General features: G+C 71.6%; 13 protein-coding genes and 1 pseudogene. 11 read left to right on the top strand and 3 right to left on the bottom strand.

Translation table 11 applies throughout. The annotated features are described in order from the left end of the window. Positions 1 to 102: 102 nt before the first annotated feature. Positions 103 to 798, bottom strand: coding sequence for a type 1 glutamine amidotransferase family protein (locus ACFVX6_RS03370; protein ID WP_389687483.1), 696 nt, complete (start codon positions 796 to 798; stop codon positions 103 to 105). A 212-nt stretch (positions 799 to 1,010) separates the two neighbouring features. Here ACFVX6_RS03370 and ACFVX6_RS03365 point away from each other — a divergent pair, with 212 nt between their 5' ends. The 4 genes from ACFVX6_RS03365 to ACFVX6_RS03350 all read left to right on the top strand — a co-directional run bounded on the left by ACFVX6_RS03365 (position 1,011) and on the right by ACFVX6_RS03350 (position 6,684). Further along, positions 1,011 to 2,363, top strand: a complete 1,353-nt coding sequence (locus ACFVX6_RS03365) for an aspartate aminotransferase family protein (protein WP_389687440.1) — start codon at positions 1,011 to 1,013, stop codon at positions 2,361 to 2,363. Positions 2,364 to 2,661: 298 nt separating this feature from the next. Then, positions 2,662 to 3,342, top strand: a complete 681-nt coding sequence (locus ACFVX6_RS03360; protein ID WP_389687438.1) for a GntR family transcriptional regulator — start codon at positions 2,662 to 2,664, stop codon at positions 3,340 to 3,342. Continuing rightward, a complete protein-coding gene (locus ACFVX6_RS03355; RefSeq protein WP_389687436.1) occupies positions 3,339 to 5,870 on the top strand; it encodes a glycosyltransferase family 2 protein in 2,532 nt (843 codons plus the stop codon). Before ACFVX6_RS03360 ends, ACFVX6_RS03355 begins: the two co-directional genes overlap by 4 nt. 163 nt (positions 5,871 to 6,033) lie before the next feature. Beyond that, positions 6,034 to 6,684, top strand: a complete 651-nt coding sequence (locus tag ACFVX6_RS03350) for a hypothetical protein (RefSeq protein WP_389687434.1) — start codon at positions 6,034 to 6,036, stop codon at positions 6,682 to 6,684. Positions 6,685 to 6,699: 15 nt separating this feature from the next. On the opposite strand, the pseudogene ACFVX6_RS03345 reads toward ACFVX6_RS03350, so the two are convergent. Further along, a pseudogene (locus tag ACFVX6_RS03345) lies at positions 6,700 to 7,398 on the bottom strand (SLATT domain-containing protein); the annotation flags it as partial. A 268-nt stretch (positions 7,399 to 7,666) separates the two neighbouring features. On the opposite strand from ACFVX6_RS03345, the gene ACFVX6_RS03340 reads away from it, so the two are divergent. The 7 genes from ACFVX6_RS03340 to ACFVX6_RS03310 all read left to right on the top strand — a co-directional run bounded on the left by ACFVX6_RS03340 (position 7,667) and on the right by ACFVX6_RS03310 (position 14,184). After that, complete coding sequence (locus ACFVX6_RS03340; RefSeq protein WP_112450812.1) at positions 7,667 to 8,011, top strand: YbaB/EbfC family nucleoid-associated protein; 345 nt, start codon at positions 7,667 to 7,669, stop codon at positions 8,009 to 8,011. Between the two features lie 57 nt (positions 8,012 to 8,068). Beyond that, positions 8,069 to 8,668, top strand: coding sequence for a recombination mediator RecR (gene recR, locus ACFVX6_RS03335; protein WP_243330636.1), 600 nt, complete (start codon positions 8,069 to 8,071; stop codon positions 8,666 to 8,668). Then, the gene (locus tag ACFVX6_RS03330) at positions 8,661 to 9,308 is read left to right on the top strand and encodes a DUF5063 domain-containing protein (RefSeq protein WP_389687431.1); all 648 of its coding nucleotides are present in this window, start codon (positions 8,661 to 8,663) and stop codon (positions 9,306 to 9,308) included. The genes recR and ACFVX6_RS03330 overlap by 8 nt, the downstream gene beginning before the upstream one ends. A 165-nt stretch (positions 9,309 to 9,473) precedes the next feature. Next, positions 9,474 to 10,751: an aspartate kinase gene (locus ACFVX6_RS03325; RefSeq protein ID WP_389687430.1), complete on the top strand. Its 1,278-nt coding sequence runs from the start codon at positions 9,474 to 9,476 to the stop codon at positions 10,749 to 10,751. Beyond that, a complete protein-coding gene (locus ACFVX6_RS03320; RefSeq protein ID WP_389687428.1) occupies positions 10,748 to 11,842 on the top strand; it encodes an aspartate-semialdehyde dehydrogenase in 1,095 nt (364 codons plus the stop codon). The genes ACFVX6_RS03325 and ACFVX6_RS03320 overlap by 4 nt, the downstream gene beginning before the upstream one ends. A 222-nt stretch (positions 11,843 to 12,064) precedes the next feature. Next, positions 12,065 to 12,778 carry a SigE family RNA polymerase sigma factor gene (locus tag ACFVX6_RS03315; RefSeq protein ID WP_389687481.1) on the top strand — a complete coding sequence of 238 codons (714 nt, stop codon included), beginning with the start codon at positions 12,065 to 12,067 and terminating at the stop codon, positions 12,776 to 12,778. Next, positions 12,775 to 14,184: a hypothetical protein gene (locus ACFVX6_RS03310; RefSeq protein ID WP_389687426.1), complete on the top strand. Its 1,410-nt coding sequence runs from the start codon at positions 12,775 to 12,777 to the stop codon at positions 14,182 to 14,184. The genes ACFVX6_RS03315 and ACFVX6_RS03310 overlap by 4 nt, the downstream gene beginning before the upstream one ends. 9 nt (positions 14,185 to 14,193) lie before the next feature. Here ACFVX6_RS03310 and ACFVX6_RS03305 read toward each other — a convergent pair whose 3' ends face one another. Continuing rightward, complete coding sequence (locus ACFVX6_RS03305) at positions 14,194 to 15,003, bottom strand: SURF1 family protein (RefSeq protein WP_389687424.1); 810 nt, start codon at positions 15,001 to 15,003, stop codon at positions 14,194 to 14,196. Positions 15,004 to 15,044 lie beyond the last annotated feature (41 nt).

Here is a 15,044-nt window from a genome sequence, read left to right as displayed (position 1 = left end):
GGCGCGGGGGGTGCAGCGGGCGCGGGAGGCGCAGCGGCCGCGCCTCCGGACGGAGGCGGGTCCGTCGGGGAGGGCTGCGCGGTGGGCCGCGGCGGGGGCTGGTTACGCATCGCTCGGTTCCCGCTCCTGCTCCGGCTCGGGCTGCGACGCCGCCATCAGGACCGGGTACGCGCTCTCGTCGGAGTCGTGGAACAGGCGGTACCAGGCGTCGAGCACGTGCGGCTCGTACACCCCGAGGCGGGCGAAGACCTCGCGCGCGAACGCCACCGGTTCCGTGGGGCCGGCCGTGATCAGGTCCCCGTCGGTGACCGCGTCGGCCTCGACGTAGCGCTCCGCGCCCGCGTAGCCCGGCTGGCCGCCGAGGTAGAAGGGGGCCGCGCTGGTGTGCGTACGTCCGTCCAGGACTCCGGCGCGGGCCAGGCCGGCCGTGGCTCCGCAGATCGCCGCGACCGGGACGCCGGCCGCGAGGAACTCCTCGGCCTTCGCCGCGAAGGGGGCCAGCTCGTCGCCCGCGTCCCACAGCCCGGCGCCGGTCAGGATGAGGAGTGCGGACTCTTCGGGGCGCAGGTCCGCCAGGGCCAGGTCGGGCTGGATGCGGAGGCCGCCCATCGTGGTGACGGGCCGTCCGGCGGCGACGCCGACCGTGCGGACCTCGTAGCCGTGCTGGGTCAGGTGCGCGGTGGTGTGGCCCGTCTCCCAGTCGGCGTAGGTGTCGTACACCGCCACGTGGACCGTGCGCACCGCGGCGCCCGCGGGCTGGGCCCCTGCCCCGGTCTGCGTCCCGGTCTGGGCCTGCATCTCCGCCTGCATCTCCGCCTGCATCTTCGTCTGGGTCTCGCTCATCGTGCTCGCCTCCAGTGTCGCCGTCACCGCTGCGTCCTATGACAGTATGCTGACATGACGACAGCATGCTGTCAATCATTCCCCAGACAGACTGCCGAGACCCGCCCCCCACCCGCATACAGACCGCCGATATCCCTCCCCACCTGCACACTTCTACGGTTGCGGCCATGACCCCTCACGTCACCTCGGGCGCCTCCGTCAAGGCCGCCGACCGCGCCCACGTCTTCCACTCCTGGTCCGCCCAGGCCCTGATCGACCCGCTCGCCGTGGCCAAAGCCGAGGGGTCGCACTTCTGGGACTACGACGGCAAGCGCTACCTCGACTTCGCCTCCCAGCTGGTCAACACCAACATCGGCCACCAGCACCCCAAGGTCGTCGCCGCCATCCAGGAGCAGGCGGCCAGGCTCTGCACCCTGGCCCCCGGTTTCGCCGTGGACGTCCGCTCCGAGGCCGCACGCCTCATCGCGCAGCGGACCCCCGGCGACCTCGACAAGATCTTCTTCACCAACGGCGGCGCCGAGGCCGTGGAGAACGCCGTCCGCATGGCCCGGCTCCACACCGGCCGGCAGAAGGTGATGTCCACCTACCGCTCGTACCACGGCGCCACCTCCGCCGCGATCAACCTGACCGGCGACCCGCGCCGCTGGCCCTCCGACGCGGCCGCCGCCGGCGTCGTGCACTTCTGGGGACCGTTCCTCTACCGCTCGCCCTTCCACGCGACCACCGAGGCCGAGGAGTGCGCGCGCGCCCTCACCCACCTCGCCGACACCATCGCCTTCGAGGGTCCGGCGACGATCGCCGCGATCATCCTGGAGTCGGTCCCCGGCACGGCCGGGATCATGACCCCGCCCCCCGGCTACCTGGCCGGCGTGCGTGAGCTCTGTGACCGCTACGGCATCGTCTTCATCCTGGACGAGGTCATGTCGGGCTTCGGCCGGACCGGCAAGTGGTTCGCCGCCGAGCACTTCGACGTCACCCCCGACCTGATCACCTTCGCCAAGGGCGTCAACAGCGGTTACGTCCCCCTGGGCGGCGTCGCGATCTCCGGCGCGATCGCCGAGACCTTCGCCACGCGCCCCTACCCGGGCGGGCTGACCTACTCCGGTCACCCCCTCGCCTGCGCCGCCGCCGTCGCGACGATGAACGCCATGGAGGAGGAGGGCATCGTCGAGCACTCCGCCCACCTCGGCGAGAACGTGATCGGCCCGGCCCTCGCCGAGCTCGCGGAGCGCCACCCCTCGGTCGGGGAGGTGCGCGGTCTGGGCACCTTCTGGGCCCTGGAACTCGTACGGGACAAGGAGACGCGCGAGCCGCTCGTTCCCTACAACGCGGCGGGCGCCGACAACGCGCCGATGGCCGAGTTCGCCGCGGCCTGCAAGGCGTCCGGGCTGTGGCCGTTCGTCAATATGAACCGCACCCACGTCGTCCCTCCGTGCAACATCACGGAAGCGGACGCGAAGGAGGGCCTGGCCCTGCTGGACGACGCGCTGACCGTCGCCGACCGGCACGTTTCGGCCTGACGGAGGCCTCGTCGACGCCTGACGGGGCTCGAGCGAGCCTGGCGGGCACCCCCGGGACCGAGGCAGGAGGGGAGTCCCGGACGGGCCGCGAACAGCCTCCGAACAGGCTCCGAGCAGCACGTACGACCCTGCGCGGGTGCCCCGAGCGGGCCCCGCGCAGGGGTAAATGATCAAGAAGGGAAGCGTGCCCCCGTCCGGATAACGGGCGCTAAATCCACATAGCGGCCACAAACCGATCGGTTTCAGCCGCACTGCCTGGCCTAAGGTGTCCGAAGCCCACAGATGGAGACGGACCCCTATGCCAGGCAGCGGCGCTGTCACCCGCAACACACTTCGCCAGCAGATCGCGGACGCGCTGCGTGACGAGGTGCTCGCGGGACGCCTGGCGGCCGGCAGCGAGTTCACCGTCAAACAGATCGCCGAGCAGTACGAAGTCTCCGCGACCCCCGTCCGCGAGGCCCTCGTCGATCTCTCCGCGCAGGGCCTGCTCGACTCGATCCAGCACCGCGGCTTCCGCGTCCGAGTCTTCTCCGTGGATGATTTCCGGGGCATGATCGAGGCTCGTACGTTGATCGTGGAAGGAATCTTCCGCAGGCTCGTGGAGCGCGGCACCGCCCCCGGCTCCGGGGAACGGCTGGTCTCGGTGCGCCGCCGGGCGGAAGAGGCGCGGCGGGCAGCGCTGAGCGGCTCGCTCGAAGTGCTGATCGGCTACGACCTGCGCTTCTGGAGGGAGCTGAGCGGGCTGGTCGGCAACATCTACATCTCCGAGTTCCTGCACCGGATCCGGGTGCAGTGCTGGGTGTTCTCCGTGCCCTACCTGAAGGCGGAGCCGGACCTGCGCGCCGACCTGTGGGCCGGCCACAACGAACTGATGGACGCGGTGACCCGCGCGGACGCCGAGGAGGTACGACGCCTCGTGCACGCGTACAACCAGCACGGCCTCGACTGGGCCGCGGGTCTGAAGGCGGCCGGCGCGTGAGCGGCGAGAGCGCCGTGGGCGCCGACCGGGAGAGCCGGGCCCATGCCGACGCCCATGCCGACGCCCAGGACGGTACGCGCTGGCTCGGCGCCGTCGGCCTGTCCGTCGTCATCCCCGCTCCCGTCCCGGAACACACCCTCACCGTCCTGCGCGAGCACCTCGACGCCCACTGCGGCACGGGCCCCGGCGCCTGGGAACTCATCCTGGTCACCGACGACGCGGCCGCCCCGGCGACGGCCGCCGCCGCGGAACCCCGGATCCGGCTGATCCGCCCCGACGACAGCGACAGCGACGTCGACAGCGACGACGGCGACGACAGCGCCGTCCGGGGACGCGGCAAGGGCGCAGCCCTCCGTGCCGGAGTGCTCGCCTCCGCGGGCGACCGGGTGCTGCTCACCGACGCCGCGCTCAGCGCCCCGCTCTACGAGCTGGCCCGCCTCGAAGAAGCCCTGGACCCGGGCACGCCGCAGGCGGACGACGCACCCCCCGCCGTGGTCCTCGGCCGTTCCCGGAACGGCCTGGTCCGCACTCTCGGCATCCCCGGCATACCGGGATTCCGCGCGGACACCTGCGCCTTCGCCCTCTTCGACGGCGACCGCGCCCGTGCCGCCTTCGGGGCCTCCACCCTCGACGGACCGGCCATCGACGCCGAGGTCCTGCGCTGGGTCCGCCGCCAGGGCTGGCACGTGGCGGAGGTCGAGCTCCCGGCACGCCGCGCCGACGCCCCGGCCCCGACAGAGGCCCAGACCCAGACCCCGACCCTGACCCCGCGCCCCGACCGCCGCCAGGCCCTCGCCGACCTGTTCCGCCTCAACGCCGGCGGCCTCGCCGTGGCCGGCGCCTTCCTCCTGCTCTCCCTCTACGTCTTCCAGGGCCTGTGGACGGACCTCGACGGCGCCTACCTCGCGGACGCGCTCCAGGACCAGAACCAGTGGGAGTGGTTCGTCGGCGTCACCACCGACAACATCACCCACCTCCGCAACCCGCTCTTCACCCTCTCCCAGGGCATGCCCGACGGCGTGAACCTGATGGCCAACGCCACGATGCTCGGCCTGAACGTCCCGCTGATCCCGGTCACGCTGCTGTTCGGCGAGACCGTCACCTTCGCGCTGGTCCTCACGCTCGGCATGGCCGCCAGCGCCTGGACCTGGTATTGGCTGATCCGCCGCCGGTTCGTGCGCAGCCGCTGGGCGGCCGCCGCGGGCGGGGCGCTCGCGGCCTTCGCGCCGCCGATGGTCTCGCACGCCAACGGCCATCCGAACTTCGTCGTCCTCTTCATGATCCCGCTGATCATCGACCGGGCCCTGCGCCTGTGCGAGGGCCACCGCGAAGGTCACAGCGTGACGCGTGACGGGGTACTGCTCGGGCTCTTCGCGACGTACCAGATCTTCATCGGCGAAGAGCCGCTGCTCATCGCCGCGCTCGGCATGCTGCTCTTCTGCCTGGCCTACCTCGTCGTCGACCGCCGCCGCGCCCTCGCGGCCGCGCGTCCGCTGGGATCCGGTCTGGTCGTCGCGCTCGCCGTGTGCCTGCCGCTGGTGGCCGTACCGCTGTACTGGCAGTTCTTCGGCCCGCAGAGCTACCACTCGGTCCTGCACGGGGACAACGCCGGGAACAGCCCGCGCGCCCTGATCGAGTACGCCTCCCGCTCCCTCTTCGGCGACCCCGAGACGGCCGGCAAGCTCTCCCTGAACACCACGGAGCAGAACGCCTTCTACGGCTGGCCCCTGCTCGCCTTCGGCGTCGCCGTGTGCGTGTGGCTGTGGCGGAGCAAGGCCGTACGGGCCCTCGCGCTCACCGGCTTCGCCGCGCTCCTGCTGTCCCTCGGGCCGTGGGTGCCCGTACCCCGCACGGAGATCGTGCTGCCGGGACCCTGGCGCCTGATGATCAAGCTGCCGCTCTTCGAGTCGGTGATCGAGGGACGCGTGGCGATGGTGTGCGCCCCCATCCTCGGCATCCTGCTGGCCCTCGCGCTCGACCGGATCCTCCGGCTGCGCACCCGCGAGCTGCGCACCCTGGGCCTGCTGGCGGCGGCGGCCGCGCTGATCCCGGTCCTGCCGCTGCCGCTGACCGTACGGGACCGCGCGCCGGTGCCCGCGTTCATCACCTCCGGGGACTGGAAGGGCTACGTCAAGGACGGGGAGGCACTCGTTCCGGTACCGCTGCCGGACCCGGGCCAGGCGGACGCGCTGCACTGGCAGGTGGAGGCGGACTTCGGCTTCCGGCTGGCCGGCGGCTACTTCAACGGCCCGTGGGGACCCGACCGGATCGGCATCTACGGGGCCACCCCGCGGCACCTCTCGAACCTCCTGCGCGACGTCCGCTACGGCGCGCAGCCGCCCGAGGTCACCGCCTCCTGGCGGCTCCAGGCCCGCCAGGACCTGGAGTACTGGAAGGCCGGCGCGGTCGTCCTGCCCTTCCAGGACCGGGACACCGAGCTGCGGGATCTGATCACCGGGCTGCTGGACCGGGAGCCGGAGCAGGTGCGCGACGTGTGGGTCTGGAGGGTGGGCCCGGGGGAGCCGTAGACGCGGATCCGGCGCGGATAGGGCTCGGATCGGGGACGGATCGAGCTCGGCTCGGGCTCGGATCCGGCGCCCTCGGCATCCCAAGGTTCTGCTCACCCCTTCGCTGAGCGTGTCCGGCGCACTACGCTGGCCCGATCGGCGACAACGACTGATCGGAGGCCGAGTGGCCTGTGACCTGTGGCTGGTCCCCCTTGTCGACGTGCTGTGCCACAGCCCCGACAACCCCTTCGCGGAAGAGATCGCCTCGTACGACAAGGCGCTGGGCGAGGCCGGACTGCCGTCCGTGCCGGTGTTCGCGTACATGCCGGGGCTTTCCGGAGACGTCGCCCCGGTGGCCGGTTTCGACTACGACGCCCTGCACTTCCTGCGGCGGGCGTACCTGCTCCAGATCTGCGGCCTGCCGGTGACCCCGGTGGACGAGCTGGGCGGGGACTACGAGCAACTGCTGGAGATGTTCGAGCCCACGGCGCAGCAGTCGCACCTGGTGTGGCACTACGACCACGCGGGGGCCTACGTCCCCGTGGACTTCGCGTACCCGCTGGCCAACGAGGAGCTGCTGGCCGGGGGCGGGCCGCTGGGGTCCGCGCAGGGCCTGCTGCGCGAGCTGTCGCTGGTGGCTCCCGCGATCGGGATAGATCCCCGGAACCCGCCGCTGGCCCCGGCGCCGCCGGGGCGGCCGACGTCGCTGGAGGAGCCGGCCGGGCCGATCCCGTACGACGACAGTCCCTTCGCGCGGGAGCGGCACGTGTGGCTGGGTCTGCACGCGGCGGCGACCCGGAGCCTCGGCCAGGGGTCGATGATCATCTTCAGCTGACGCGGTCCGTACGGGGCGGGGCATGTTCGGGCGGGTGCCCGGGGGGAGCGGGAAGCGGGCCGGCGGGACGTACGCGTCCGAGCGGGATCCGCCCGCGCCCAGGGACTGCATGACCAGCGGGGCGGGGCCGGAGCTGAACTCGACCATCCACTCCGCGGTCTCGGACCGCACGAGCTCGGTCACGTCCTCCGAGAAGCGGCGCAGCACGGTCAGACACCGCTCCGCGGCCTCGCTGGCGGTGCCCTCGGTCGGGCCCAGGATCTCGCGCACGTTCTCCGTGGCCCAGTCGAACTGCAGGGTCTGCAGTCGCCGCTGCACGGCCTGCGCCGTCGCCACGTCCCGCATCCAGCCCGAGGTCAGGCCGAAGAACCGGTCGCAGGCCAGGCAGGCCGCGCCCAGGAGCAGCGCGAGATAGCCGTACGAGGCCGCTCCGGGCACCGAGCCGGTCAGCTCCAGCAGCGGCATCGAGGCGCCCGTGACCGCGCCGACGGCGGCCCCGATCCGCAGGATCCGGGCCCCGCGGCGCTTCCACGCCCGGTCCGACAGGTACCACTCGGCGGTGCGCAGCGCGTCGGCCTCGACCCGTCGGTAGAGCTCGTCGAGCCGCTCCGCGGGCTCGCCCCAGTCCCCGAGAGGGAACGGCCGGCCGGTAAGGTCGCCGTCCTCAGCGGGATCCCGGGGTGGCCCCTCGGGCTGCATCTCCGGCTGACTCACCCGGGCACTCCCTCTGCCTGCGCTGAACGTGTGGTGGTGCGCGTGTGCGCAATGGTGCGCATGCTCTTCCTACCTTCGAATGAGACGCGATGGGCAACGATTCCCGGGATTTCCGCCCGCAAGGGGGGCGTCATCAGGTACGCGCACGCCCCGTCTCTCACTCGAAAGAGTTGGTCCTCACGGCGTAGGGCGCAGCGCCCGGGGAGCACGTAGGCTCGGATTGACCAAGCCGCCGGCGCTTGGCCCGACGCTACGGAGTGAGTGACCTGTGATTCCCGGTGGTGGTCAGCCCAACATGCAGCAGCTGCTCCAGCAGGCCCAGAAGATGCAGCAGGACCTTGCCGTGGCGCAGGAGGAGCTGGCGCAGGCCGAGGTCGAGGGTCAGGCCGGCGGCGGCCTGGTGAAGGCGACCGTCACCGGTTCCGGTGAACTGCGTGCACTGGTGATCGACCCGAAGGCCGTGGACCCCGAGGACACCGAGACGCTCGCGGACCTGGTGGTCGCGGCGGTCCAGGCGGCCAACGAGAATGCGCAGGCGCTCCAGCAGCAGAAGCTGGGCCCGCTGGCGCAGGGGCTGGGCGGCGGCAGCGGCATCCCCGGCCTTCCGTTCTAGTCCCTTCCCGAGCCTCCCCGGCTCGGTAGCCCTCCCGTACCGAAAGAAGGCAGTCCGTTGTACGAAGGCGTGGTCCAGGACCTGATCGACGAACTGGGCAGGCTGCCCGGCGTCGGGCCCAAGAGCGCGCAGCGGATCGCCTTCCACATCCTGCAGGCCGAGCCCACCGACGTCCGCCGCCTCGCGCACGCGCTGCTCGAGGTCAAGGACAAGGTCCGGTTCTGTGCGGTGTGCGGGAACGTGGCGCAGGAGGAGCGGTGCAACATCTGCCGCGATCCGCGCCGCGATCTGACGGTCATCTGCGTGGTCGAGGAGTCGAAGGACGTCGTCGCGATCGAGCGGACGCGTGAGTTCCGGGGTCGGTACCACGTCCTCGGCGGCGCGATCAGCCCGATCGAGGGCGTCGGCCCGGACGATCTGCGCATCCGGGAGCTGCTGGCGCGGCTCGCGGACGGCTCGGTCACCGAGCTGATCATCGCGACCGACCCGAATCTGGAGGGCGAGGCGACCGCCACCTACCTCGCCCGCATGATGAAGCCCATGGGCCTGAAGGTCACCCGCCTGGCCAGCGGGCTCCCCGTCGGGGGAGATCTGGAGTACGCGGACGAGGTCACGCTCGGGCGGGCCTTTGAAGGAAGGCGACTTCTCGATGTCTGACGCAACCCTGCACGCCCTGGGACTGGATCCGGACGATTTCGCGGCTTCGATCGCGGATCAGATCGAGTCCTTCATCGTCGCGGTCACCGAGGTGGCCAAGGGCGAGGACCCGGACAGCGCGGTGCCCTTCCTCCTCCTGGAGGTGTCCCAGCTGCTGCTGGCGGGCGGCCGGCTGGGCGCGTACCAGGACGTCCTGCCCGACGAGCGCTACGAGCCCGACCTGGGCCCGGAGCCGGACGTCGACGACCTGCGCGAGCGGTTCGCCGTGATGCTGGAGCCGGTCGACGTCTACTCGGAGGTCTTCGACCCCTACGAGCCGCGCAAGGCCCCGGTCCCGCACCGGATCTCCGACGACCTCGCCGACGTGGTCGCAGACCTGCGGCACGGGCTCATCCACCACCAGGCCGGCCGGATCACCGAAGCGCTGTGGTGGTGGCAGTTCTCGTACTTCACCAACTGGGGCCCCACGGCATCGGCCACGCTGCGCGCCCTCCAGTCGCTGATCGCGCACGTCCGCCTCGACCAGCCGCTGGCCGCGCTGGACGGGCTGGACACGGACGAGGACCTCGCCGAGGACGAACTCGCGGAGCAGGCCGGACAGGTCATGGCCGAGGAGCTCGGCGGACTCGGCCGGCGTTGACATCCACGAAGCCCCATCGGACCAAAACCCCATTGATCACAAAACCCCATCGGCGGGGGAACCCGTCTGCTGATCTTTTCGTCTCATGATGTGGTACGAAGCGGTCGTATCCCGGCCGCTCGTTAGACTGCACCAGCAATGAGACGGACTGAGCGAGGAGCGCACGTGGGCCTTGTCGTGCAGAAGTACGGAGGCTCCTCCGTAGCCGATGCCGAAGGCATCAAGCGTGTTGCCAAGCGGATCGTGGATGCCAAGAAGAACGGCCACCAAGTGGTCGTCGTGGTTTCCGCGATGGGCGACACGACGGACGAGCTGATCGATCTCGCCGAGCAGGTGTCCCCGATGCCTGCCGGGCGCGAATTCGACATGCTGCTGACCGCCGGAGAGCGGATCTCCATGGCCCTGCTGGCCATGGCGATCAAAAACCTGGGCCACGAGGCCCAGTCGTTCACCGGTAGCCAGGCAGGCGTCATCACCGACTCGGTGCACAACAAAGCGCGCATCATCGATGTCACGCCGGGCCGAATCCGCACCGCGCTGGACGAGGGCAACATCGCCATCGTCGCCGGCTTCCAGGGCGTGTCGGCGGACAGCAAGGACATCACCACCCTCGGCCGGGGCGGCTCGGACACGACCGCCGTCGCGCTCGCCGCGGCGCTGGACGCCGAGGTCTGCGAGATCTACACCGACGTCGACGGCGTCTTCACCGCGGACCCCCGCGTCGTGAAGAAGGCCAAGAAGATCGACTGGATCAACTCCGAGGACATGCTGGAGCTCGCGGCCTCCGGCTCCAAGGTGCTGCTGCACCGCTGCGTCGAGTACGCGCGCCGCTACAACATCCCGATCCACGTCCGCTCGTCCTTCTCGGGACTGCCGGGCACCTGGGTCAGCAACGAGAATCCGCAAGGGGACGAGCCGGTGGAGCACGCCATCATCTCCGGAGTCGCTCACGACGTCTCCGAAGCCAAGATCACGGTCGTCGGCGTCCCGGACAAGCCGGGTGAGGCCGCGGCCATCTTCCGCGCCATCGCGGACGCCGAGATCAACATCGACATGATCGTGCAGAACGTGTCCGCCGCCTCCACGGGCCTGACGGACATCTCCTTCACCCTCCCCAAGGCCGAGGGCCACAAGGCCATCGACGCCCTGGAGAAGGCGAAGGGCACCATCGGCTTCGAGTCCCTGCGCTACGACGACCAGATCGGCAAGATCTCCCTGGTCGGCGCGGGCATGAAGACCAACCCGGGCGTCACCGCCTCGTTCTTCCAGGCGCTGTCCGACGCGGGCGTCAACATCGAGCTGATCTCCACCTCGGAGATCCGCATCTCGGTCGTGACCCGCCAGGACGACGTCAACGAGGCCGTCCGCGCCGTGCACACGGCCTTCGGGCTCGACTCGGACAGCGGCGACGAAGCCGTCGTCTACGGAGGCACGGGACGTTGAACACGGCCGCGGCCCGGTCGACCCCGGCTCCGGCACTCGCCGTGGTCGGGGCGACCGGAGCCGTCGGCTCCGTCCTGCTCCAGATGCTGTCCCAGCGGGCCGACGTCTGGGGCGACGTACGCCTGATCGCCTCCTCGCGCTCGGCCGGCCGCAGGCTGACCGTGCGCGGTACGGAGGCCGAGGTGCTCGCCCTCACCGAAGACGCCTTCGACGGCCTCGGTGAGGGCGACATCGCGCTCTTCCTGACCCCGGCCGAGGTCTCCGCCCGGTGGGCTCCCGTCGTCACCGCCCGCGGAGCCGTCGTGGTGGACCAGTCCGCGGCCTTCCGCGAGGACCCCGACGTCCCTCTGGTGGTGCCCGAGGTGAACGGGCACGCGGCCCGGATCCGGCCGCGCGGGATCGTCGCCGGGCCCGACTGCGTGACCGCCGCGATGATCGCGGCGCTGGGCGCGCTGCACGCCGAGTACGCGCTGACCGAGCTGGCCGTCTCCACGTACCAGGCCGCGAGCGCGGCCGGCCGGGCCGGCTCGGAGGCGCTGCGCCGCCAACTGTCACTCGTCGCCGGCAGCTCCCTGGGGGAGCATCCCGGGGACGTGCGCCGGGCCGTGGGCGAGGACACCGGGCCCTTCGCGGGTCCGCTCGCGCTCAACGTGGTGCCGTGGTCCGGTGAGCTGCGCGAGGACGGCTGGTCCTCGCACGAGCTGGCCGTACGGGCACAGACCCGCCGGATCCTGGACCTGGCGGAGCTGCCGGTGTCCGTGACCTGCGTACAGGTACCCGTACTGACCGGGCACTCGCTGACCGTACGGGCCCGGTTCGAGGGCGCCGTCGAGGCGGTGCACGCCCGGGAGATCCTGGAATCGGCGCCCGGGGTGGTCCTCGTGGACGACCCGGCCGCGGGGGAGTTCCCGACCCCTTCGGACGCCGCGGGAACGGATCCGGCCTGGGTGGGACGGGTGCGGCGCTCGCTCGACGACCCGCGTTCGCTGGAGTTCTTCGTCTGCGCGGACAACCTCCGCCAGGGTGCTGCGCTCAATGCCACACAAACTGCGGAGCTCATCGCGGCTGATTTTGGCTCTTTCACTTTGTAGGATCATCGTTAATCCCTTGATCGAGTGGATGGCCCGACGGCTGTCGTCGTACGACGATGCGCGCCCGGGTGAGCGGCTACGCAAGAAGACGATGAGAATCCCGCCGATGAATCTGCCGTGCGCGTACAACCCTCACGGGGGGACGCGAGTCCAACTGGCGTGGCAGAAGCATTGCTCGAACTCCCCGTCATACCGGCGCGCACCGGGACGATCCCGATCCCGTTGCGCCTGCGCTCCCGCACGCCCGGTGGGTTCCCGGTGATCGTTCCCGTTCCGCCCGCCGCGACGGCGCCCGGAGCACCCCTGCTGCCCGGGGTGCCCGCTGCACCCGACGTCCGCTCGTCCGGACCGGCCAAGGACGGCCGTGTGCCCGGGCCGCGCGACAGCACGGAGGGCACCACAAGCACGCACGAGGTGGCCGAGGTGGTCGAGGTGGTCGCCGGGACCACCGTCGACTACCTCACGGAGACCTACCAGGCGCACTACCGCTCGCTGCTGGGCCTCGCCGCGCTGCTCCTCGACGACACCGCCTCCTGCGAGGACGTCGTCCAGGAGGCCTTCATCCGCGTCCACTCGGCCCGCAACAGGGTCCGGGACCGGGACAAGACCCTGGCCTACCTGCGCCAGACCGTTGTCAACCTTTCGCGCTCCGCCCTGCGCCGCCGCATCCTCGGCCTGAAGCTTCTGTCGAAGCCGATGCCGGACATGGCGAGCGCCGAGGAAGGCGCGTACGACCTGCTGGAACGGGACGATCTCATCAAGGCGATGCGCGGGCTCCAGCGACGCCAGCGCGAGGTGCTGTCGTTGCGCTACTTCTCGGACATGACGGAAGTACAGGTCGCCGAGATCCTCGGCATATCGCTCGGTTCGGTCAAGGCGTACGGATCGCGGGGCATTGCCGCGCTGCGGGTGGCGATGGAGGCTGCGCAGTCATGAGTGACGACCGGAAGAAGAACGAGGGCCAGGACCAGGCTCAGGACCGGGAGCTGCCCGGCCTGTCCGGCGCATCTGCCTCCGGGGGTCCGGAGGCCCTGCGGGCGCTCGTACTCGGCAAGGCGAGCACGCCGGCCACTCCGGACACGGCGAGCACGCCGGCCACTCCGGACACGGCGAGCACGCCGGACAAGGCGAGCAAGCCGGCCACGCCGACCAAGCCGGACACGGCTGAGGCGCCGGACGCGGCGGAGGCCGCCGGTTCCGAGCAGGGCGGCACCGAGTCCGCTGCCGAGCCGGCTGTCGCCGAGCCCGCCGTCCCCAAGCTCGCCATCGTCAAGCCCGCCGTCTCCGATCCCGTGGCCGAGGAGGACGTGCTGCGCGATCTGCTGCACGGGGTCGTCGGTGGGCTCGAGCCCTCGGGCAATGCGCTGGAGCGGCTGCGGTACGCGGTCCCCGCGCGCCGGGTCCGCAACCGGCGGATCCTCGTCGCCGCGGCGGCGGCCGTGGTGGTGCTGGGCGGCGGGATCCCGGTCAGCCTGCTCCTGACCTCCGGGACGGGCGGGAGCTCCGACCGTTCCACCATGGCGGGTCACGGCCAGAAGGGCGGAGCCTCGAAGGACGGGTCCGGCCTGCACCAGAACGGCTCCGGCTCCCGTCCCAAGCCCAAGAAGACGTCCGACAAGGACAAGGACAAGGACGGCAAGGACAAGACGGACGACGGCGACGCCAGCACCTTGCCGCCCCTGCCGAACGGTGGCCTCCCGAGCGTCGGCGGGCCGAACATCACCCCGCCCCGTGCCACCTCGCCCATCCCCGGCACCACCGGCTCCGTCGGCGGCGGTCTCCCGCCCGGTTCCGTGGTCGTGCCCAACTGCGCCCAGAGCCAGATCTCCGTGGCGGGCAGTACCCGGGCCCCGTCGGCCGGCGGCAAGGTCTCCGGCAGTTTCAAGGTCACCAACGTGTCGGCGAACAGCTGTACCGTCCGCGGCCCGGAGTCGCTGGCGGCGGGCCCGGCGTACCAGGGCGGTGCCCCGGTGGCGGTCGTCAACCACGTCACGGGCGATGCGGCGACCGGGCTGCTGCCCGACCCGTCGGTGGAGACCCTGCGGCTGGTGCTCGCGCCGAACGCGCAGTACGAGGTCCGCTTCGCGTGGGTGCCGCCGGAGGGCGGCTGCCCCGGTGCGAACGGCGGTGGGGACAACCCGCCGGACGGCGGCTCCGGGGACACCTCGGACAGCGGGACGGGCACCGACACGGGCCAGGGGCAGGTGGCGCTCCCGCCGCTCGGTGCCCTGGTGGCCCACACGCCCAATCCGGATGGTCCCGACGGCCCGACGACGCAGCTGACCATCGCGGATGCGTGCGGCGGAACGGTCTACCGGACGGGCGTCATCCCGGTGAAGTAGACCCGGACGTTACGCGGAGCCGGCCCCGGCCGGGGCGGGCTCCGCCGGGTCCTGCTCCGCCGGGGTCTCGGTGAGGAGGCCCGCCTCCGTGTCGCGCAGGGTCTCCACCTCGCGCCGGTACAGCCGGAACCACATGAAGAGCACGAATGCGGCGAAGACGAACCACTCGCCGGTGTAGCCGAGGTTCTGGAAGGCCTTCAGGTCCAGCCCGGTGTTGGCCGGAGCCTGCGCCGGCACCGGAGTCAGCCCGTCGGCGGGCGTCTGCACGGTCAGCCAGGCGTCGTACAGGCCGTACGGCACGATGTTGACGAGCGAGGCGGCTCCGATCACGCCGAGCTGCCCGGCCGGCAGCCCGCCCGCGGAGTGGACGCCCTTGCTGGTGGAGTTCTCCGAGGCCTGGAGCGCCCCCGTCACCTCGACCCGTCCGGTCGGCGGGGCCGGGGCCCGGCCCGCGTCGGCGGCTCCGGGCAGCCAGCCCCGGACCACGGGGACGGCCTTGCCGGTGTCGGTCTTGAGCAGGGTCAGGACGTAGAAGCCGGACTTCCCGTCGAGCCGCCGCTCGGGGACGAGCAGCTGGTCGGCGTACTCCCCGGAGACCGAGGCGAGCCGTCCGGAGGTGCGCTTGTCCACCGGGAGCAGCGAGTCCAGCGGCGCGGCCCCCTGTTCGGCGGGGCGTGCGCTGGTCGCCTCCTCGTGGGTGTCGACGCGGTCCTCGAACCGGCCGAGCTGCCAGGTCCCCATGAACAGGCAGAAGGGAACGCCGAGCGCGACGAAGACGTTGATCCCCCACCAGCGCGGGGTCAGGAGAAACCGGTGCACCCCACCACCGTACGGGGGGTGCACCGGATCACCGGTGCCGG

It is taken from the genome of Streptomyces sp. NPDC058289, from assembly GCF_042880975.1.
Lineage (GTDB): Bacteria > Actinomycetota > Actinomycetes > Streptomycetales > Streptomycetaceae > Streptomyces > Streptomyces stoeckheimensis.
This window is presented reverse-complemented; position numbering and strand designations above follow the sequence as displayed.